The following is a 21,729-nucleotide window of genomic DNA, read 5'->3' as shown; positions in this document are numbered from 1 at the left end:
ATGGAGTTTATAGTAAGTCAAGCTAGGTTTGAAGATTATGAAAGATTAAAAGTAATTTATAATGATTTCATTGAAGATATGAATCAATATGATCCAGCAGATTGTAATATGGATGATGAAATAAATAATTGGATTACCAACGCACTTAATAAGAAAAAATCAGTTATTTATATTGCGGAAGTAGATGGAGATATTCTAGGTTTTATTCGTCTTCAAAATAAGGAACGTTTGGAAGAAAATAAAACAATTAGGTATATAAAACTGAGTGACTTGTTTGTAGCCCCAATGTTTAGAAAAATGGGAGTTGCGTCAAGCCTCATTAACCAGGCGTATATGTTTGCCAGAGAAAACCATATCGCTGAAATTGTTTTGAATGTGTATGAAACAAATACAAAAGCAAAAGATTTCTATGTGAAACAAGATTTTAAATTTCATGAAACATTAGCACTAAATAGAGTTAGAATGATTAGAGAATTAAAATAATTTGAGTAATACATAAAGAACCGCAATCACTATCCGTGCTTGTGGTTCTTTTAAGAATTGTTTAAAACAAGAAGAATACGAACTTTAATGCTGTAACGATGATCCATATTACAATACCTATTACTAATAATGGAATGAAGAAAGCGAATGAAGCGATGAATAGTGGTAATACAACAATAAAGCAGATTAATAGTAATAATAGACCGAATATACCAAATAACATAGTTTTTACCTCCTAATGTAATGAATTTTAACTATAATCATATTCTAAAAGAAGGTGGGCTGCTACGCTACCAAGTGTAGTTTACGTAGTGTCAACTAGAGGTTGCAAAGCTCGGTTGCAAGGCAATTTTAAGGGTTTATGTGAAGTTTTTATGAACTTTTATAATGAAACAATTTACAATTTTGACTTGAGGTAGTGGTGTGATATAATGTAAAAGCGCAAAAGGAGATAAGTACATGAAGAAATTCATATTTATACTCTGTTTGTTGATCAGTTTCGTGGGTTTGACAGGATTTAAAGCTGAAGAGTTTTCTATCGAAAATCTAGATCAATACAACAAAGAGTTTAAGACAGAAGAGATTGAAGCTTGTTCAACATCTTCAACAAAAACATATATGCCTTATACTGCAATTACTGCAAAAAATTCTAAACAATATAAATACATTGAAAGTCATATGACAGTCGATCAAACTACAGGAATGCTATATGATGAAGATGGCTTCATTGGAGCGGCTTTAGGATATAGCTTTGGAGAAATTGGATCTAGATATTATTTCACACTAGATACGGGAATTGTTCTTCCAATTGTAAAGGTTGATGCAAAAGCATCGGCAGATGCACCGAACGGATGTTCACATGCAGCTGATGCAAGTGTAATTGAATTTGTAATTGATTCAACAATTGCATCTGAATATTTTGGAGCAGGACCTACAGGATTAGTTAAACAAGGAAATTTCAATAATGATACAAGATTCAAAGGAAGTATCACAAAAGTAGAAAAAGTATTAGATGAGAAAATTGAAGAAGGCGTCTATTACGATGAAAATAATGTAGATAATCAAGAAAGTGAAAAGAACTTGATTGGTCAAGCAGATACAGAGTTACATCTTGAAGGTGGATTCTAAGACAGAGAAATCTGTCTTTTTTTTGTCTAAAATGGCGTAAAAAACTCCAGTAATTAGTCTTATTGATGTATCAAAAAATACAATGTGTAAAAATGGAAACGGTTACAAATGATTTTGAGGCTGAAAACAGGACAATTTATGGTGATAAAACCATTTTATAACCGCTTTTTTATATAGTAGAAGTAAGTAATTAATAGTAATTCGTATTGATTAAGATGAGGGGTAAATATGAAACAGATAAAAAAAATATTATTTAGGAATACAAAAATCTCGATGATAGTAATGATCGCGAGTCTTATCGCAATGATTGCTTTCTTTTTTCTATTTGGGTTAGTCAATGATGATGGAATGTATACGTGGCTCATTCTTCTTATAGTAATTGGTGGTTATGCATTCTTGATGGGATTAATATTTTGGATAATTAATTTTTATCGATATAGCAAAGCAATGAGTTACTTTAAGAAACGTGTACTATCTGAAGGTATTGAAATTGATGATGAACAAGAATTTGAGAAATTAAATAAAAATGTCTATCTTTCATCAAAAATTATCATTAGTACATATATGGTTTCACAATTTGTTTTATACAAGAGTTGGGTAAAAGAATGTAATGAAACTGAAAAATTTCAAAATGGTCGATATTGGCCATGTGTGGTTATAAAAACGGATGATAAAACATTTACTTTCTTATTGGGAAAAGAAAAACTACGTGTAGAACTTATGGAAGCTTTAAAGACAGCTTTTGTAACGAATGATGTAATAATGAGTACGCCCATCATGCAAAGTGAAAGAGAACTAAATCAATCAGGAGTAGATTTTGCTGATAAGAGCAATGGTATGAATATAATTGTCTTTGGCTTAATCTGTTTGGCTATTGTTGCGGGATTTGGATTTAGTTATCCATACTTAAGAGATATGATCCACACTAAGTCAACAACAACACCGCTACCTATTACAAACAACAATTATGATAATAATGATGATACTTATAGTGATGTATCATCGATTGATATTTACTTTGGTGATAAATATTATAATGAAAATGATGAAGTGAATGCAATCTACAATGTGGTTGATGGAGTTACGCTCCTCTATGTTACAAATGATACACCTTATGCATTTAGAGGTACTTTAGAAATATATTTTGGAGAAGAAAAAGAAACAATTGAAACTTATTGGATTCGTCCTCATGGATATGATTACTTTACGCTTAATACTACAGGAGAGCCAACAGAATATAGAATCATAGAAGAAAATTACAAAGAATATCTAGTTCCATCTTTAGTAAAATACACAATGATGGAGAGCTATCTAACGAATAGCTATGCATATGATATCGTGTTCGATGAAGCAGAAATTAATGAAGATAATGTAATTGATGTAAGTCTTGAACAAGCAAGACTTACAGAATTAGAGGAATATCCGAGCGCAACACTCTTCTTTCATGAAATGGATTTAGAAGAGTTTGAAACAATGGGAGCACCAGAGGATTTTAGTACAGTTCGTTACGTTGTCGAAATTGATGTTGAATCTAAATCATTTGTTGTTTATGCAACAAATGGAGAAGAAAGAACAGAGATTACAACAGTCAATTATTAAATTATAAGGAGAAAAAATATGACAGAAAATTCAACAATTACATTTGAAACAGAAACACTCCAAAAACACATGGTTAAATGCTTTATCTGGATGTTTTTAGGATTAGCGGTTACAGCATTGGTTGCATATGTTTTCATAGCAACAGGGGCAATTTCAGAAATCATGTTTCAAGCAACATATGCATCTGGAATGAGTCTTTCACTAGTTATGTTACTACCATTATTTTTACAACTTGGGGTAGTCATTTATTTGACAAGCCGTTTGGAGAAAATGTCAGTAATGACATCGAAAGTATTGTTTATTGTGTATTCAATCGTTACAGGATTTACATTTTCATTCTTACCAGCAATTTATGGTTTAGATAATATGTTCCTAGCATTTGGATTTACAGCAGTTTTATTTGGTAGTTTAGCTGTAATTGGGGGAACAATGAAACTTGATTTAACAAAATATTCATCTCTAATTTTTGGAGCGCTGATCACATTAGTTATTATTTCAGTGGTGGGTATCTTCTTAAACATTGGAACATTAGATATGATTATTTGTTATGCGGGATTATTTATATTCTTAATCATTACTGCTTACGATGTGCAAAAAATAAAAAGAAATTATGAATATGCAAGGAGTTCAAGCGAAGCTTTAGAAAAATTATCAATTTATGGAGCATTAGAACTTTATTTGGATTTCATTAATATCTTCTTATATGTACTACGTATATTAGGAAAGAAGAAATAGTAGAGAAAAGGTGGAAAGAAATGAAAAAATTATTAATGATTGGACTTGCGGCATTATTGCTTGCAGGATGTACTGCAAAAGAAACAGTAAAAGTGTTTGAAAAAACAGAAGAAGAACCAGGATACAAATATACCTATGTTGAAACTATTACTGCAGCAAAGGACGCTGTAGTTAACGAAAAAATTGTTTCTACAATTACAATTGAAGAACCAGTGGATGGTGAAATAGATACATTTAAATTGCTTCTAGATGCAGAAGTAGCATGTCCATATGGTGTATTAGATGCTGGATATACTTTAGTTAAATAATCTGTTTAGGAGAAGAAAATGAAAAAAATAGTTAAAGCAGCAATTAGTATCTTAATGATTGTTGGACTAGTGGGATGTAGCGGTGGGGGAACCAGTAATAAGCCAACACTTGCGAACCAAAAGTCTGATGAAAATGCATATGAGAATTTAATGGAGATGACAGTTGTTGCGGAGTCTACAAATAAAAAGGGTGAAGAAGAAACTGGAAGTTTTCTATTCTATGTACCTAAATCTAAATATGCAGATGTTTATAATAATAGTGCATACTCTTCAGAAAATGGTGTGACACTTGATGTTAGTATAAATGACTATCTATTTGAAGAGGGTGAATTTGCAGACGATGTAGTTAAGTATATGAAAGAAGGAATCCTAAGTGATTCTTACATACTTAAAGTTGTAAGTGAATCAGAAATTGCAGTTGATGAAGAAAGAAACAATGCATCATATAGCGCATTAGTGATTGAAGAGAATTACGATTATATGGGTGAAGCTATTTATAACTTTTTTGCAGCAAAAGAGTTAAGTCCAAATCAAAGAGTAGTTATTCGTATTTCTATCACAGCTTCAGAATGCAATAAATTAACTGATCCAATGATTAAAGAAATTGAAGAATATTATGGAATAGAAATTGGGTTCAATCTTGATGAAGCAATAAAAGTTCAAGAAGAATTCAATGCAAATCCTCCAGAAACTAAACGTTATGATGCTTTTGGTTTTTCATTTGAAATCCCATTTGCATATAGCATAGATTACGAAATGTCAGATTATACAGAAGATGATTTTGCGTTCGGGCCAAAAGGTAATGCAAATTCATACAATGACAATTTACAAGTCATGGTTATTACAAGTGAATCAACACAATACACTAGCGAAGAGCTAAAAGCAGATATTGAAGGTTTGTTTGCGGAATCTGGTGAAGATGTAGCAAAAGTGTTAGATTCTGACTTTATTTCACAAGATAAAGCAATTATACGTTGCAAATTGTCTGGAAATAGTGAATACTTAGATGGTTATATCGTTAGTTATAAAAACTATGTAGTTTATTTCGCAACAATTACTGACCTTACCGAAACAGATCAACAACAATTAGATGTTATTCATAAAGCAATTGATACATTTGTTGTTGAGTACTAATTTAACCGAAAAACTCATAACAGTATTGCAAGAATCTTTGTATTAAATTGATAACTAATGATATAAATATTGAGAAGAACACTTAAAAAGTGTTCTTTTTTTTAATTCTTCATTAAAGTAAAAAAGGTATAAAAGTGATAGTAATCCGGTATAAAAGCCTTGTGAAAATATTAACTAATTAAGATGACCTAAAATATTCAAAATATAACCAAAATATAACTGGTCAAGGAGCATGATAGAGGCATAAGAAAGGATTATTATTAAGGGAGAGAAGTATGAAGAATAATATATATTCAACGAAATTTTTGAGAAAACTGGTTTCGATTATTTTGTCGTGGGGAATGCTTATCAGCATGATTCTACCAGTTACAGCAGAAGATACATTAAGTGAACCTAATACAATAAATGAAGGTGTTGAAGTTCAAGAAACACCTGTAACGCCAAGTCCAACTGAAGAAGTAACTGTGGAGAATGAAATAACACCACCAGCTGAACCAGTGGCAACAGCAACGGCTGAACCAGTGGCAACAGCAACGGCTGAACCAGTAGCACCAGTAACAGCAGAGCCGACAGCACCAGCAACAACTGAGCCAACTGCAACAACTGAGACTGATGTGAATGGGAAAATGGATGAAATAGTTGAAGGTTCAGAACCTACAGCTACACCAGGAACTGATGAAGAAGAAATGAATAGTGCAACTGTTATGTCTTTAAACAACATGACAAATGGACAAGAAAAAAAGAAAGGTTGCTCTGTTCGATTTGTAGTACAAGATAGAGTAACAAATTTTACAGGCGAGAAAAATTTTCAAGAATTAAACTGTGGTGATAAGTTTGATTTTGGAAAAAAAGAAATCCCTTCTATTAATGATAAGGGTGGGAAATACGCTATTAAGCATTGGTTGATTGGTAACGATTCAACAGAATATAACAAAGATCAAGTAGCTGCGTATTTAACGAATAACGCTATTAATGAAAATTTAATTATCACAGCAGTAGTAGAAGAAGTAATCATAGTGAAGCAAGAAGCGAAAATCACTTTTGTTTCTGCAGATTCATCTTTAGGTAGTTTATCTGGAACAACAGAATTTACATCTGAAGATAAGTTACTGTTGAGTCAAATAACTATTCCAACACCAACACCTAATTCTGACAGTAAATTTATTTATTGGGAAGTTAATGGTGCACAATATCAAACAAATCGTGGACTAGCAAATGCAAATATTAGTGTTGAACCTGGTTCATCACTAGTTGTAAAAGCAGTTTTCGAAAAAAATAAAACTACAAAGGTTATCTTTAATAAAGAAGGTAATGGAGAGTATAACCCAAAATATCAAACAGAGTTTACATTTACAAAAGATACAAGTTTAAATAGTATATATTCAAGTATTCCACAACCAACAAAAGCATCTTTAAGAAACTTTAAACATTGGAAAGTTACAATTAACGGTACTTTATTGAATGTGAGATTTTATGGAACTGAATTTCCAAATGATACCGCTCTTTGTACGGCAGTTGGGAAAATTAAATTAGGGGACTATGTTGTTATCACGGCAGTTTTTGGTGACCCTAAAGATATATCAGTGAATTTTGAAATTGATGCCAACAAAGGAACTACCAATGATACAAAGATATTCAATGGAAAAGAAAATGAATTATTTAATACTCTAGTTACAAAAGTGCCAACTGTTAATGCAGCAAATGGATATAAATTTATTGGTTGGAAGTATAATGGTACGTTATATAGCAATGCAGAAATTACAAACGCATTTGGTCAAGACATGTTAACTAGTTCAATGACATTTACAGCAGTATTTGAAGAAAGTATAACTTTAAAAACTACTACAATGAAATTTGATACAAATGGGAATGGATTAGTAGACAATCTAACAGAAGTTATTGTTACAAAAGATTTAGATGAAAGTAAAGGTGGAGTTACACTTGCTAATCTAATGGGCACTAAGTCAGTACCAAATCCAACTGGAAAACAAGGATATGAATTTGCAGGTTGGAAAATCGTAGATATTAATGAATTAATTAGTACAGAAGATTTAATTCTATTTATGGATAGAGGGGTTATATTCCCAGGGGATTCATACACTGCAACAGCAGTATTTGAAGAAAGTATAACTTTAAAAACAACGACAATGAAATTTGATACAAATGGAAAAGGATTATTGAACAACCAAACAGAAGTTATTGTTGCAAAAGATTTAGATGAAAGTAAAGGTGGAGTAACACTTACTAATCTAATGGAAGGTAATTCAATACCAAATCCAACTGGAAAACAAGGATATGAATTTGCAGGTTGGAAAATCGTAGATATTAATGAATTAATTACTACAGAGGAATTAATTCTATTTATGGATAGAGGAGTTATAATCCCAGGAGATTCATACACTGCAACAGCAGTATTCTATGGCGAAGAAGACTATGGATATGTTAAATTTATTGCTGGTGTCAATGGTCGATTTGAAGGTGATTCAAATTATGAAGTCATCTATAAAACAGCGATTGAACAAGGACAAGGCATTAATGTTTCCACATTAATGACTACAAACAAATATCCAAAAGCAATTGGTAACACAAACTATGAACTTATTAATTGGAATATCCAATCATCAAATAGTAATTTTAATCAAGATTATGCGACAACAGAAGAAATGATAAATGAATTAGGTAAATTAGTATTAACACCAAATATGGGCTATATTATCACAGCATCTTTTGATAAAAAAGCACCAAATACGGTAGAAACATTCTTGAAATTCACTGTTGAAGGAAATGGAACAGTGAACGGACAAAGTGAAGTTTTACTTACTAAAAAAGTAGATGAAAATTCTTCCATCTTTGCAAATCTCTTTACTGAAAATGGACAATTGGTTCCTACAACTGCTGGAACTAATAATGAAGAATTTATCGGTTGGAGAATTGGGCAAAGAACAGGATTAGTTAACACAAATACTTTAAATGCTAATCTTGAGAATATACAAGTTAATGCAGGTGGAACACTTGTGGTAACAGCAGTATTTAAAGAAGTAAAAGATACAAGTTTAGAATTTATTACACAAGGACCTGGATCATTTACAGGAGTAGAACCAAATCGTTTAACTTATACAACAAAAGTTCCTGTAAATGAAGAGGTTAATGCTAAAGATTTACTTGGAAAACCAACACCAGAAGCTATTGCAGATGAAGGTGCACGTTTTGTAGGTTGGTTATTTGGTGAAAATACTGAGCCAAAAGATGTATATGATTTGAATGCTTATTTATATGGAAAATCAATTCAAGCTGGTGAAAAACATACAGTAATTGCAGTGTTTGAGGAAAATCCAGTTGTAGTTACTCCAACACCAACACCATCAGTTTCACCAACACCACAACCAAGTACGCCGACTGATTACACACCACCAGTTGAAGAACTAGCAATACAATTAGTAGTGCCAGTTGTACAAGCGCCAGTGGCACCGGTGGTTCCTGAAGTAATTCCAGAAGAAATTACGCCAGAAGTAAATCCTTCTCCAACACCAGAGGTAATTGTAGATGATGAAACACCAGAAGTAGTAAGTAGAAGTACATGGTCATTAATTAACTTGATACTTATGCTTGTAACAATCGGTGCGAGTCTATTCTATGTGTTGAAGAAAAAAGAAGAAAATGAAGAAGAAAAAACAGTAAGAAACGGTAAACTATTATCAGTTGCAGCTGCTTTAGGTTCAGCATTAATTTTCTTCTTAACACAAGATTTATTCAGTAAGATGATTATGGTTGATTCATGGACAATTGCAATGGCAGCAGTAGCACTTGTACAAGGAGCAATTCTCTATTTTGGAAAGAAAAAAGAAGCAATTAGTGATAAACAAGCGTAAATACAATTGTGAAAAAAATACTTATTGTGTACGGCTTGACAATTTAATACACAGTCGATAAACTAAACATGTAAAACTTAGTACTTGTCTGTTGCTGATGGAAATGTGATAACACAGTGCAACAGGATAAACAAGAAAAATGTCGACCATCTGGGCAATTCAATATCTTTTGAATTGCCTTTCTTTTATACTAAACCATGAGGAGGGAACTACTATGGAAGCATATCGTAATTTTAAAGGGTCAAAGTGGCAAGAAAGTATTGATGTTAGGGACTTTATTTTAAGTAACTACACAGAATATAAAGGTGATGATCAATTCCTAGCACCTGCTACTGAACGTACACAAAACTTGATGAATGAAGTTAATATACTATTGAAGAAAGAACATGAAAATAATGGTGTATTAGATATTGATACTGAAATCGTAACTTCACTTACAAGTTACGAACCAGGATATATAAAAAAAGAATTGGAATTAATTGTTGGGTTACAAACAGATGAACCACTTAAGCGTGGTGTGAATCCGTTTGGTGGTATCCGTATGGCACGTAGTGCTGTAGAAGCATATGGCTATAAACTATCAGATAAAATTGAAGAACAATTTACATTCAAAACAACTCACAATGATGGCGTGTTTAGAGCGTATACAGATGAAATGAGAGCAGCTAGAAAAGTTGGACTTATTACAGGTTTACCAGATGCTTATGGCCGGGGTCGTATTATTGGTGATTACCGTCGTGTAGCTTTATATGGTATCGACCGTTTAATTGAAGAGAAGAAAAAGGATAAGGCAGCTATTGGCGCAATGTCATTGGATCAAAATGAAATTAGACAATTAGAAGAGCTTTATCAACAAATTACATTCTTAGGTAAATTGAAAGAAATGGCAGCTATGCATGGCTTTGATATTTCAAAACCAGCTACAAATGCAAAAGAAGCTATTCAATGGACATATTTTGCATATCTAGGTGCAATTAAAGAACAAAATGGTGCAGCCATGTCCCTTGGGCGTGTAAGTACATTCTTTGATATTTATTTAGAACGTGATATTCAAGAAGGTACACTTACTGAAGATGAAGCACAAGAACTTATTGACCAATTTGTTATTAAGTTAAGACTTGCTCGTCATTTAAGAACGCCTGATTATAATGAGTTATTCGGTGGAGATCCAATGTGGATTACTGAAGTATTAGGTGGTATGACAAATAATCACCAAAGTTTAGTATCTAAATCTTCATTTAGAATGTTACACACACTTATTAATTTAGGGTCTGCTCCTGAACCTAATCTTACAATTCTGTGGTCACAAGAATTGCCAGAAGGATTCAAGAAATTCTGTAGTAAAATTTCTATCTTAACAGATTCAATTCAATATGAAAATGATGATGTTATGCGTCCTATTTATGGTGATGACTATGGTATAGCATGTTGTGTTTCTGCTATGAAAATTGGTAAACAAATGCAATTTTTCGGTGCGCGTTGTAACTTGCCTAAATTATTATTATTAGCGTTAAATGGTGGAGTTGAAGAACATAAACAAGTTCATATGGGTCCACAAATGGATGCAGAAAAAGAAAATGAAATATTAAACTATGATGAAGTTATGAAACGGTTAGATACATATATGGCTTGGCTTGCAGGTCTGTATGTAAATACAATGAATATCATTCATTATATGCATGATAAATATGCTTATGAAAAAACACAAATGGCATTACATGATACAGAAGTTGAACGTTTCATGGCATTTGGTGTTGCAGGAATATCAGTAATTGCAGATTCATTAAGTGCAATTAAATATGCGAAGGTAACTCCAATTAAAGGTGAAAATGGAATCATTGAAGACTTTACAATTGAAGGTGACTTCCCTAAATATGGTAATGATGATGATCGTGTAGATTTCATTGCAAAAGAACTTGTAGAAAAATTTATTACAGAACTTAGAAAACATAAAACATATCGTAATTCAATTCATACATTATCTGTACTTACAATTACATCTAATGTTGTATATGGTAAGAAAACAGGTTCAACTCCAGATGGTAGAAAAGATGGAGAAGCATTTGCACCTGGTGCAAATCCAATGCATAACCGAGAAACTAATGGAGCTATTGCAGCTTTAAATAGTGTTGCGAAAATTCCTTATGATGCATGTCGTGATGGTATTTCAAATACATTCTCGATTGTACCTAATTCATTAGGAAAAGATGAAGAAGAACGAGTTTATAATTTAGCAAACTTACTTGATGGTTACTTTGTACAAAATGCACATCATTTAAATGTTAACGTTCTTAATAAAGAACAATTAATTGATGCTTATGAAAATCCAGAAAAATATCCAAATTTAACAATTCGTGTTTCTGGATACGCAGTTAACTTCCATCGCTTATCTCGCGAACAACAACGCGAAGTAATTCAAAGAACTTTCCATACAACATTATGATTGGGAAAGTAAATTCATTTCACAGTTTTTCTACAAATGATGGACCAGGTATCCGTGCTGTTATTTTTTTACAAGGATGTCCATTACGTTGTAAATGTTGTCATAACCCAGAAACATGGAGCACAAGTGATGGGATTGAAATGAGTGTCGAAGAAGTTATTCAAAAAATAAAAAAAGGAAGTACATATTATAAAAAAGGTGGTGTAACATGTAGTGGTGGAGAACCACTCATGCAAGCCAAATTTGTCGAAGAGATATTTAAAGCATGTCATGAATTATCTTTACATACTACACTTGATACAAGTGGCTGTTTGTTGAATGATGATGTGAAAAAAGTATTAGATCAAACAGATCTTGTATTGCTTGATTTCAAAATGACAACGGAAGAGGAATACAATGCATTTGCTAAAGGTTCATTGATTCAAACTGTAAAATTTTTGGATTATTTAAATTCAATTTCTAAACCTACATGGATAAGACATGTTGTAATTCCTGGTATCAATGATACTTTGAAACAAACACAGGAATTAAAAGAAATTTTGAAGCCTTATGAGTGTATTGAACGTGTAGATTTTCTACCTTATAAATCACTTTGTATTTCAAAATACGATGAACTTCAAATAGAATTTCCCTATAAAGATATTAAAGAAGCAACCAATGAAGACATTGAAAAAATTGAAGCTTGGTTTAATGAGTAAGTCTATGTAAATAGACTTACTTTTTCTTTACAAAATTGTATATTTTATAAATTCAGTTAAGTGCAATTTTATTTGCGTACGTTTAACTTTTATTGATTTAGGGAGGTATACTATTGTTTAAAACAATATGAAAAGATTGCGCTAAATTTAACGCAATCTTTATCTGTTATAATCTGAATTTTTTAATATCTTCTTTTAGTCGGTCGATATCTTTTATCCAACTTTCGATATCTTCTTCATGTTCTAATTCATCATTAAGAATTGTAACTGCCATTTGATAAGTAGAGAAGTCTTTGCCTTCTGTAAACTTTGCGATTTGTTGGTAGCGATCAATAGCACAACGTTCACCATTTAAGTTTTGGTTAAGAATAACTTCTACATAAGGGTCACTAGGTGTCGCATATTCGCAATCTGATAATTTCATCCAATCAGCGGGTGTTAAAACGGGAGTTCCGCCTAATTGAATAATTCGGTTTACTAATAATGTAGCATGGTTCAATTCTTCATTTGCATGAATAAGTAATTCAGGTTCAATTTCACTGCGCATTGGTCCTTCCATGATTCTTGCGCCAATCCAGTATTGATAATAAGCTAACCATTCTTCTGCGAGTGCTTTGTTTAAATACTCAATGAGTTGGTTAACATCTAGGTTGGCGATATTTACTGATTCTCTTCCCATGATTTATACCTCCTTAAATCATTGTTTTATAATTTCATTATAGCCTAGAGAATTTAATATAAAAGCAATGTGATTTTATTGTAGAGCGTAAATTATCAGTTTCTAAGAAAATCAGCTATACTTAAAACATAAAGAAGGGATTTTTTTATGGAAAAGAATCAAGCCAAATTAGTTCGAAAATATATAGGGGTAGGATCCCTAGCGTTAACCGGTATACTTTACATTATTTCGGGAATAGCGTTTTTAGTGTGGAGAACAAAAGTACCTCCACTTGTACAATTTATCATTGTTGGGTATGCGGTTTTATTAACCATTACCAGCTTACTTGCTTGTTTTTCAAAGTTCACTGTAACACGATTAATACGAGCTTTTATGCCAGCGATATTTGGAGTTTTATTTTTAGTATTTATTAATCAAATGTCAGCAATTTATGCATTTTTTATTGGTATTTACATCGTACTTATAGGACTGATTAAATTCATTGATTATATTCTTCAACGTGCTAATAAAACACCAGGAAGAAGTATGGTATTACTCAATGCAATAATTATTATTGTAATTGGATTACCATTGTTTTTAAATCCAAAAACACACATCGGAAGTGCATTAGTTTTCACGGGTATTTTTTGTCTATTTTATGGATTTACGGTACTGGGAGACTTCTTTGTAGAGGTATCTCCTATCAAACAAACAAATCGTTTTAAAAAAAGAATGCGTGTAAATTTACCAGTATTTTTGACAATGTTGATGCCAAAGAAAGCAATTAGCTATATTAATAATTTACTTGCGACGGATGATGATGGTGTTATTGAAGAAGAAAGTTTCAAAGTGGATAAAGTTCCTGATATAGAAATATTTGTTCATGTTACGGAAAAAGGTTTCGGAACAATAGGACATTCAGATTTCTATTTTGAGGGTAAAGTATATTGTTATGGTAATTATGATGATTCGTCACTTAAATTATTTGGCTCAATTGGTGATGGGGTATTGTTTACTACTACAGATCGAGATCGCTACATTAAGTTTTGTGCGAAGACGACAGGTGATTCAATCTTTGCGTTTGGATTGAGTTTAACTGAGCCACAAAAACAAGCGATTCGTGATCGTATAAAAGAGTTGTTTACACATGTAATACCATGGGAATCTAAATTGAAACGCTATGAAGAAGGTACATATCAAAGTGAAAAAGAACCCGATGATTATGCGAGTAAACTATATAAAGAAACACATGCAGAGATGTATAAATTTAAAGATACTAGTTTTAAAGCATATTTTGTGCTTACAACCAACTGTGTTAAATTAGTTGATTATGTAGTTCGTTCAACTGGACTTGCAGCAGCAAATCCTAATGGAATCATGTCACCAGGAGCTTATTATGAGTTCTTTGATCGCCAATATCGTTTAAAGAATTCGATTGTTATTTCGAAACAAACTTATCATCATGACGCAACAATTGAGCATGAAAATAAAGAAGACGTTCCTATTGATTAGGAATGTCTTTTTTACTTTTATCTTCTTTTTATTATGTTTAATTGATAAACCTCAGTATTTAAATACAATTCTGTATAATCGAAGACGATACCTTCAGGAGTATAAGTAGTATTAGCGACACGAAGAATCGATTGATTTGTCGAAATTTTTAACTCCTGAGCAATATAATCAGGCGGATATATAGGGGCAATGTTTTGATAGGCCCAATCAATCGTAAAGCCATGTTCTTCAGCATAGCGATACTTAGAACCTTGAAGTACCTTTAATGAGATTTCAGGATGTAGGTCAATAGCCATGAATGTTTTTTCAAACAACATCGGCATTCCATCCGCAAAACGAATGCGTTCAATATAATAGATTTGATCATTTTCATGAATGCCGAGGATATTAGCCATGGTACTTCCAGCAGTTGTGATATTGAAGGTAAGTACTTTACTACTTGCGGTTTTTCCCAAGTCATCCATTTCTTCAGTAAAACTTTTAATGATAGGCGTTCTTTGAATAGTGTTCGATTTATTGACATAAGAACCACTACCTTGATTTTTTATGATATATCCTCGATAGGCAAGATTACTTAAAGCTTGGCGAACTGTGACACGAGAACATTGATATTTTTCTGAAAGTTCGAGTTCGGTGGGAAGCGAATCATTTGTAGAATAAATACCTGTGTTGATTTTATCGATAATATCATTTTCGATGATTTGGTATTTTGGGATTTTTCTATTATTTTCTGGCATAATGACCTCCTTGTATTGGAATTCCACATAGTTGCAATAAATGATAGTACAACTTTTTATAAACATATAATACAACTTCTAATTTGTATTGACAACTTATTTTTGCGTCATCTATGATGTAGAAGAAAGAAATAAGGAGGATAAATTTATGGCATTATGGCAAGCGTTTATGATTGGCATTCTTGGATATTTTGGTGTTAATCGTACGCCATGGTTTTTCGGTCAATCAGGAGGATTTAACGGAATTGGCCAACCAATCGTAGCATGCACAATAATGGGTGTTATGTTTGGTAAAGTTCCAGAAGGATTAGCAGTAGGGGTAGCACTACAAGCTATGTATCTTGGTGTTATTCAGCCAGGTGGAGCTCTTCCATCTGATCGTGGATTTGCGACATTTATCGGTGGATCTTTAGCAATTGCATCAGGAACGGGCGTTGAAGGTGCTATTGCACTTGCGGTTCCATTGGGTCTTATGGGTGTTGCTTTATTTCAATTGTGTATGACATTTAACTCATATTTTCCACATTTAGGAGATAAAGCAGCTGCAAAAGGTGATTGTAATGGAATTGCTCGTGCACAGTATCTAGCTCAAGTTCCAACATTCTTGATCTATGTAACAATTTATACAATGGCTAATTATTTAGGAGTTAGTTTTGTTGAAGGCATGATTAGCATGTTGCCAGCACAAATAATTAAGGCATTATCAATCATGGGTAAAATCTTACCAGCAATTGGATTTGCAATGTTACTACAATATATTGTTGTTCGTGGTAAAGAATGGATGATTGGCTTCTTCATTATGGGGTTTGTCCTAATCATTGGAACATCATTCAATATTGTTTCATTAACTATGTTTGGTGTAGGTGTTGCGATTTTATTTGTAGTTGCACGTTATGGAAATGAACTTAAAGGTGGATTAGGTAACAAAACTACAACAACCGCAAACAATGGAGGAGACGACTATGACGAATAAAATAACTAAAAAAGATGTTCAAAAAGCGGCATGGACAAACGTATTTTTCCATCACTGTGCACAAAACTATGAAAGAATGATGGGGCTTGCGTTTTGTCATATCTTAAGCAAACCGCTCAAACAACTTTATCCCAATAAAGAAGATTACATTAAAGCATTAGAAAGACATATGAACTTTTATAATACGGAACCAACTCTAGGTTCAATTATCCCAGGGGTTATCTTAGGACTTGAAGAAGGTATGTCAAATGGTGAGGATGTAACTGAAGAAATGATCTTAGGTACAAAGACAGCATTAATGGGACCATTTGCAGGGATTGGAGATTCATTAATTGGCGCAACATATGCATCAATTGTAGCCTCAATTGCGATTGGGTTGAGTTCAAATGGTTCATTGTTAGGTGTTTTCTTCTTCTTAATATTTCATGCTGCTGTTCCTGTATTCATGAAATATGGTTTATTCATGAAGGGATATGAATTAGGATTAAATGCTCTTAATTTGATTACTCCAAAAATCACAGAAATCGTTACAACAACACTAGGTGTAGTCGGATTGATTACTGTTGGTGGTATTACTGCGACAACTGTTAAAGTGCCAATTGCATTTGAGTATGTATCAGGAGATTTAGTTATTAATATTCAATCAATTCTTGATCAAATCATGCCAGGATTATTGCCATTATGTTTGACTATTGGACTGTGGTGGCTATATCAACGTAAAGGTTGGTCAGCAATTAAAGCATTATTAGTACTACTTGTCATTGTTATCATTCTTGTATATTTAGGCGTAATGTAGTCTCAAGAAAGATAGAAGGCAACTTCTATCTTTTTCCTTAATGAATCATTTTGTTTCACTAAGGAAAAAGTTGAAAGGGGAATGTATGAAAGATATCGTATTAGTGCTATCAGATCAACATAGTGGATGTATTACATCAAGTTATAATTCAATCATTCAAACTCCTTGTCTTGATGCAATAAATGAAGAGGCCCAAGTATTTACAAATGCGTATTGCAATAATCCACTGTGTGTTCCATCTAGGATGTCATTTCTAAGTGGAAAAGAACCACATGAATCAGGAATCTATAACAATGATCAAATATTAGATTCAGAAGAAGAAACACTTGCATCAAAACTGAAAGGTGCAGGATATCGAACGGCTCTTGTTGGACGTATGCATTTTAAAGGGCATGATCAATATCACGGCTTTGAAGAAAGATATGTAGGTGATATCACGACGCAATGGTGGAATCAAAAAAGAAATGACCTGGGTGCATTTCAAGGAACGATGCAGATGAATGGCTGCTTAAAGGAGTTTGGATATGGACCTTCACCTGTTCAATCATTTGATGAAGCGGTATTGAAGAAGAGTTTAGAAATTCTAGAAGAAAAAGAAGATAGACCACTCTTCTTAGTGATTGGATTCTATGGTCCACATTTTCCTTATTGTGTTGAAAAAAAGTATTTTGATCATTACTTCGATAAGATTGTAGACACAAATAACTATTTTGATACTAGTGATGAATGTTATCAAGATATGCAAATGGATGCGAGTGAAAGTACGCTTAAACATGTTCGTAGTAGCTATTATGGATTAATTGAAAAATTGGATAATATGATTGGTGAAATTTATAAACACTGTATAAATAAAATTTTTATTTATACATCCGATCATGGTGATCAATTAGGTAAACGAAAGTTATTTGGGAAAAAAACAATGTATGATGAATCAATTATGATTCCATTAACAATTGTTGATAAATCGAAGTCAGCACATGTATTTACTCATGAAGTATCACTGCTAAATCTCCACCAAACAATTCTAGCATACGCAGATATTGAACATGATACAACGGTATTTGAAGAACAAAAACCAATACGAATTACTAGTATGATTGGTAATGAAAATCCACAACTTATACAAGCGGTTATCTTTCAAGGTTACAAACTAATAAAGTACAACAATTGTCTAAAGCTTGTTTATCTAGATAGTGAAGTAAAAGAAGATTTCGATAGAATAAAAATAATGAGAAAATATTTCGTTGATGAAAAGGATGTTTTTGAAAAATATACGATTAAACAAAATGAAGTAATAAAGAATCGTAAATGGACAAATGACAATAATCCACAAGATTGGATTCGCTATCACATTCATTCAGAATGCACAAAAAAGCCAAAAAGGAGAGAAGGATATGAAATATAAAATTTTATGGACAGATATGCATAGTAACTTGCATCATGAAGTCATTAAAGAATTACCACAGTGGGCTGAACAAATTAGAAAAACAATGGATTTTTGGCCGTTTGCGTATTACCCATATTATATGAAAAAAGATGATTCAGGGCTTGGAGTTGAAGATCGTTATCCATTAGATGATATTCAAAAAGACTGGGATTATATTCGAGCATTCACAGATAAAATAAATGGTGAAGGATTTCCAATGTTCATGGGTTATGAATGGCAAGGTGCAGGTAAAGATGGAGATCATAATGTATTTTTCAAAGACAATAAACAACAGATGGAATATCCACTTCGTTACGAAGATTTAGTGGAAGTATATAAAAATGTAGATGCAATTGGAATTCCACACCACCTAGCATATCAAGAAGGACATCGAGGTAAAAACTGGAATACACAGAATGATAAATTTTCACCATTTGTAGAAATTTATTCATCACACGGTTCAAGTGAAAATGACAATGGACCCCTAGAAATGAATCGTCATATTCACATGGGGCCAAGAACAGGTGTTACATGTGTTGAACGTGGATGGGAAAAGGGACATCGTTTTGGAGTCATTGCAGCTGGCGATAATCACAGTTGCCCAGCGGTCTACGGATTTGGTTATTGTGCAGTTCTTTCGAAGAGTAATTCAAAAGATGATATTTGGGATGCATTTATAAATAAGCGTGTTTACGGTGTAAGTAAAGACCGTATTGAATTGGACTATACACTTGATGGTGTATCAATGGGTTCATCGGTTAAAGAAAACAAAAATGCAAAATTAAAATTAAATGTCAAAGGAAGTAATGCAATTGATCGCATTGAAATTATTGAGGATAATACCGTAACTGAAATGATTCCACATACTTCAACGTGGGAAAGAAATGAGTTAAAAGGAAAAATTCGGTTTAAATTCCAACTTGAATTAGGATGGGGACCAGATAGAAGAATATTTCCGGACATTGAATCAAGAAAGTGGTCAGGGTCATTGCATACACAAGGTAAATTAATATCTATAGAGAAATGCTGGAGTACATTTGGACAAGATTTAAAGAACGTAACAGATAGTTCTTGTGACTTCGATATAACAACTTATAAAACTACTGCATCAGGAAAATGGATGGGACCAAGTGCAGTTACAACAGAAGGATTCATTTTTGAAATTGAAGATGATATTGATTCAAGCGTAAAACTGATAATTGATGGCATTGAGTATGAATTAAAAATTAGAGATATTCTTTATACAAGTCAATTAATTCCACTTCTTGATGAAGTATCAAGCTTATTGAAGGATAGATTTAACTTTGAAGAATACTATCGTTCAGATTCTTGGTGGCACAACTGTTACAAGATAAAAATAAACCAAGCAGTTCCAAAAAATGCATATACAAGAAGTGTTGAAAAAGAAATTGATACAACGACATGTTCTCAAGTGCGTGTTCGTATATGGCAAAAAAATGGTTCAGTAGCATGGTCATCACCCATCTTCATAGACAAGGAGTAAACTATGTACAATTTTGTTTATATCAATACACATGATACTGGTAGAATGATAAGCCCATATGGGTTTGATGTTCCAACACCAAACCTAAAAGAACTTGCAAAAGAAGGGACACTTTTTACTCAAGCATTCTGTTGTAGTCCGACATGTTCGCCAAGTAGAGCATCAATGTTAACGGGGGTATACCCTCATCAAAATGGTATGTTAGGATTGGCACAACGTGGATTTTCATTAATAAATCCAGAAAAACATTTAGCATCATACCTTGCAAGTCATGGTTATCAAACTGCGATTAGCGGAATTCAACATGAGGTAGGATGGTACCTAGATTTAGATGAAGATGCAATTAAAAAATTAGGATATCAATCAGTACTTACCACATCATCAAACATATATGAAAAAGAAGACTTACACTTATGGGATGAAGCAAATGCAATAGCAGCCTCAAAATGGTTAGAATCAGTTGATACAACAAAACCGTTCATGTTGAGTTATGGCATGCATTCTACCCATCGTCCATATCCAATTGAAGTAGCCAGTAATATTGATGAACGTTATGTAAAGCCAGAATTTCCTTCTGTATCGAATGTGGGGAATCGTCATGATCAAGCGCAGTATATGACCACTGCTCAATATGCAGATAGAAATGTGAAAAGAATTGTGGATGCATTGAAAGAAAAAGGAATCTATGATAATACGATTTTAGTATTCACGACTGATCATGGAGCACCATTACCTTTTCATAAATGTAATTTGAAAGATGATGGCATGGGAATAAGTTTCATTCTTAGACATCCTAAGATTGGAAATGGAACTGTAGTGGATGAGCTTGTATCTCAAATCGATTTATTTCCTACAATTTGTGATTTGCTTGAGATTGAAAAACCAGATTATTTAGAAGGGAAATCATTTGCGATTAGTTTAATTGATAGCAATTCAAAAATTCATGATGAAGTATTTGCAGAAGTAAACTATCATACATCTTATGAACCAATTCGCTGTGTTCGAAATAAGCGTTATAAATATATTCGTTACTTTGATGAAACATGGCAAAAATTAAACTTATCAAATATTGATGAGTCAGCACCAAAAGATTTTTTGATGGAACATGGATTAAGAGATATCACTAAGCCAATGGAAGCGTTATATGATTGTTATTACGATCCTAATGAAGTCAATAATATTATTGATAGGGATGATGTACAAGAGGTTGTAAAGCATCTCAGAAAAGTATTGAAAGAAAATATGGAAAAGACAAATGATCCACTTCTTCATGGAGAATTAGCTTTCTATCCACATTACAAAGTAAATACCAAAACGTGTCTACAGGCATCAAGTAAAAATCCAGATGATTATGATTCTAGGGGGAGAGGATTATGAAAAAATATTTAATAATTAGTCATGGCAATTTCGCGATTGGAATTGCGGATACATTGAAACTGTTTCTAGGAGAGAATCATCCTTTTCATGCAATCAGTGCCTACACAAATGGGAATGATAATATTGATGAAATGATTGCAGCGTTCATGGATACTGTGGCAGAAGAAGATGAATTATTAATTTGTTCAGATATTTCTGGTGGAAGTGTTAATCAAAAAATGATGACATACTTAAATAGACCAAAAACATATATCTTAGCTGGAATGAATCTTCCAATGCTGCTGCAACTTGCGATGACAGCTCAAGACCGTGAAATCACAATAGATGATTGTCGACTATGTATTAGTGA

General features: G+C 32.7%; 19 protein-coding genes. 16 read left to right on the top strand and 3 right to left on the bottom strand.

Annotated features, from left to right (window positions below):
• Entirely contained in the window at nucleotides 1–483 is a 483-nt protein-coding gene (locus tag RSB60_RS02175) for a GNAT family N-acetyltransferase (protein WP_332614277.1), read from the top strand.
• Between the two features lie 61 nt (nucleotides 484–544).
• Here RSB60_RS02175 and RSB60_RS02170 read toward each other — a convergent pair whose 3' ends face one another.
• The gene (locus RSB60_RS02170; protein WP_323382110.1) at nucleotides 545–706 is read right to left on the bottom strand and encodes a hypothetical protein; all 162 of its coding nucleotides are present in this window, start codon (nucleotides 704–706) and stop codon (nucleotides 545–547) included.
• A 236-nt stretch (nucleotides 707–942) separates the two neighbouring features.
• On the opposite strand from RSB60_RS02170, the gene RSB60_RS02165 reads away from it, so the two are divergent.
• From RSB60_RS02165 to pflA, 8 genes are all read left to right on the top strand, one after another.
• Nucleotides 943–1,611 (top strand): hypothetical protein, encoded by a 669-nt coding sequence (locus tag RSB60_RS02165; RefSeq protein ID WP_323382109.1) that lies wholly within the window; start codon nucleotides 943–945, stop codon nucleotides 1,609–1,611.
• Nucleotides 1,612–1,839: 228 nt separating this feature from the next.
• On the top strand, nucleotides 1,840–3,210 hold the full coding sequence (locus tag RSB60_RS02160) for a hypothetical protein (RefSeq protein ID WP_332614275.1): 1,371 nt from the start codon (nucleotides 1,840–1,842) through the stop codon (nucleotides 3,208–3,210).
• Nucleotides 3,211–3,228: 18 nt separating this feature from the next.
• Entirely contained in the window at nucleotides 3,229–3,945 is a 717-nt protein-coding gene (locus RSB60_RS02155; RefSeq protein WP_332614273.1) for a Bax inhibitor-1/YccA family protein, read from the top strand.
• A gap of 20 nt (nucleotides 3,946–3,965) precedes the next feature.
• Nucleotides 3,966–4,253 (top strand): hypothetical protein, encoded by a 288-nt coding sequence (locus RSB60_RS02150; protein WP_332614271.1) that lies wholly within the window; start codon nucleotides 3,966–3,968, stop codon nucleotides 4,251–4,253.
• Between the two features lie 18 nt (nucleotides 4,254–4,271).
• Nucleotides 4,272–5,387, top strand: a complete 1,116-nt coding sequence (locus tag RSB60_RS02145; protein WP_332614269.1) for a hypothetical protein — start codon at nucleotides 4,272–4,274, stop codon at nucleotides 5,385–5,387.
• A 275-nt stretch (nucleotides 5,388–5,662) separates the two neighbouring features.
• Complete coding sequence (locus RSB60_RS02140; RefSeq protein ID WP_332614267.1) at nucleotides 5,663–9,256, top strand: InlB B-repeat-containing protein; 3,594 nt, start codon at nucleotides 5,663–5,665, stop codon at nucleotides 9,254–9,256.
• 214 nt (nucleotides 9,257–9,470) lie between these two features.
• Nucleotides 9,471–11,699: a formate C-acetyltransferase gene (gene pflB / locus RSB60_RS02135; RefSeq protein ID WP_332614265.1), complete on the top strand. Its 2,229-nt coding sequence runs from the start codon at nucleotides 9,471–9,473 to the stop codon at nucleotides 11,697–11,699.
• Nucleotides 11,696–12,397 carry a pyruvate formate-lyase-activating protein gene (gene pflA / locus RSB60_RS02130; protein ID WP_332614263.1) on the top strand — a complete coding sequence of 234 codons (702 nt, stop codon included), beginning with the start codon at nucleotides 11,696–11,698 and terminating at the stop codon, nucleotides 12,395–12,397. The genes pflB and pflA overlap by 4 nt, the downstream gene beginning before the upstream one ends.
• Nucleotides 12,398–12,563: 166 nt before the next feature.
• Here pflA and RSB60_RS02125 read toward each other — a convergent pair whose 3' ends face one another.
• Nucleotides 12,564–13,076 (bottom strand): ferritin-like domain-containing protein, encoded by a 513-nt coding sequence (locus tag RSB60_RS02125; protein ID WP_323382445.1) that lies wholly within the window; start codon nucleotides 13,074–13,076, stop codon nucleotides 12,564–12,566.
• Nucleotides 13,077–13,223: 147 nt separating this feature from the next.
• On the opposite strand from RSB60_RS02125, the gene RSB60_RS02120 reads away from it, so the two are divergent.
• Nucleotides 13,224–14,567: an HdeD family acid-resistance protein gene (locus RSB60_RS02120; protein ID WP_332614261.1), complete on the top strand. Its 1,344-nt coding sequence runs from the start codon at nucleotides 13,224–13,226 to the stop codon at nucleotides 14,565–14,567.
• Nucleotides 14,568–14,584: 17 nt separating this feature from the next.
• Here RSB60_RS02120 and RSB60_RS02115 read toward each other — a convergent pair whose 3' ends face one another.
• Nucleotides 14,585–15,304, bottom strand: a complete 720-nt coding sequence (locus tag RSB60_RS02115) for a GntR family transcriptional regulator (RefSeq protein WP_332492069.1) — start codon at nucleotides 15,302–15,304, stop codon at nucleotides 14,585–14,587.
• Between the two features lie 148 nt (nucleotides 15,305–15,452).
• Between RSB60_RS02115 and RSB60_RS02110 the strand changes: the two genes are divergently transcribed.
• The 6 genes from RSB60_RS02110 to RSB60_RS02085 all read left to right on the top strand — a co-directional run.
• The gene (locus RSB60_RS02110; protein ID WP_323382442.1) at nucleotides 15,453–16,277 is read left to right on the top strand and encodes a PTS mannose/fructose/sorbose/N-acetylgalactosamine transporter subunit IIC; all 825 of its coding nucleotides are present in this window, start codon (nucleotides 15,453–15,455) and stop codon (nucleotides 16,275–16,277) included.
• Nucleotides 16,267–17,073: a PTS system mannose/fructose/sorbose family transporter subunit IID gene (locus RSB60_RS02105; protein ID WP_323382441.1), complete on the top strand. Its 807-nt coding sequence runs from the start codon at nucleotides 16,267–16,269 to the stop codon at nucleotides 17,071–17,073. The genes RSB60_RS02110 and RSB60_RS02105 overlap by 11 nt, the downstream gene beginning before the upstream one ends.
• Nucleotides 17,074–17,158: 85 nt before the next feature.
• The gene (locus RSB60_RS02100; RefSeq protein ID WP_332614258.1) at nucleotides 17,159–18,478 is read left to right on the top strand and encodes a sulfatase-like hydrolase/transferase; all 1,320 of its coding nucleotides are present in this window, start codon (nucleotides 17,159–17,161) and stop codon (nucleotides 18,476–18,478) included.
• On the top strand, nucleotides 18,468–20,003 hold the full coding sequence (locus RSB60_RS02095) for a hypothetical protein (RefSeq protein WP_332614256.1): 1,536 nt from the start codon (nucleotides 18,468–18,470) through the stop codon (nucleotides 20,001–20,003). Before RSB60_RS02100 ends, RSB60_RS02095 begins: the two co-directional genes overlap by 11 nt.
• A 3-nt stretch (nucleotides 20,004–20,006) precedes the next feature.
• A complete protein-coding gene (locus RSB60_RS02090) occupies nucleotides 20,007–21,380 on the top strand; it encodes a sulfatase family protein (RefSeq protein ID WP_332614254.1) in 1,374 nt (457 codons plus the stop codon).
• Nucleotides 21,377–21,729: PTS sugar transporter subunit IIA (locus RSB60_RS02085; protein WP_332614251.1), on the top strand; the 353-nt coding region annotated here is incomplete at its 3' end. The genes RSB60_RS02090 and RSB60_RS02085, both read left to right, overlap by 4 nt.

This window comes from Anaerorhabdus sp. (assembly GCF_036657415.1).
Lineage (GTDB): Bacteria > Bacillota_I > Bacilli_A > Erysipelotrichales > Erysipelotrichaceae > Anaerorhabdus.
This window is presented reverse-complemented; position numbering and strand designations above follow the sequence as displayed.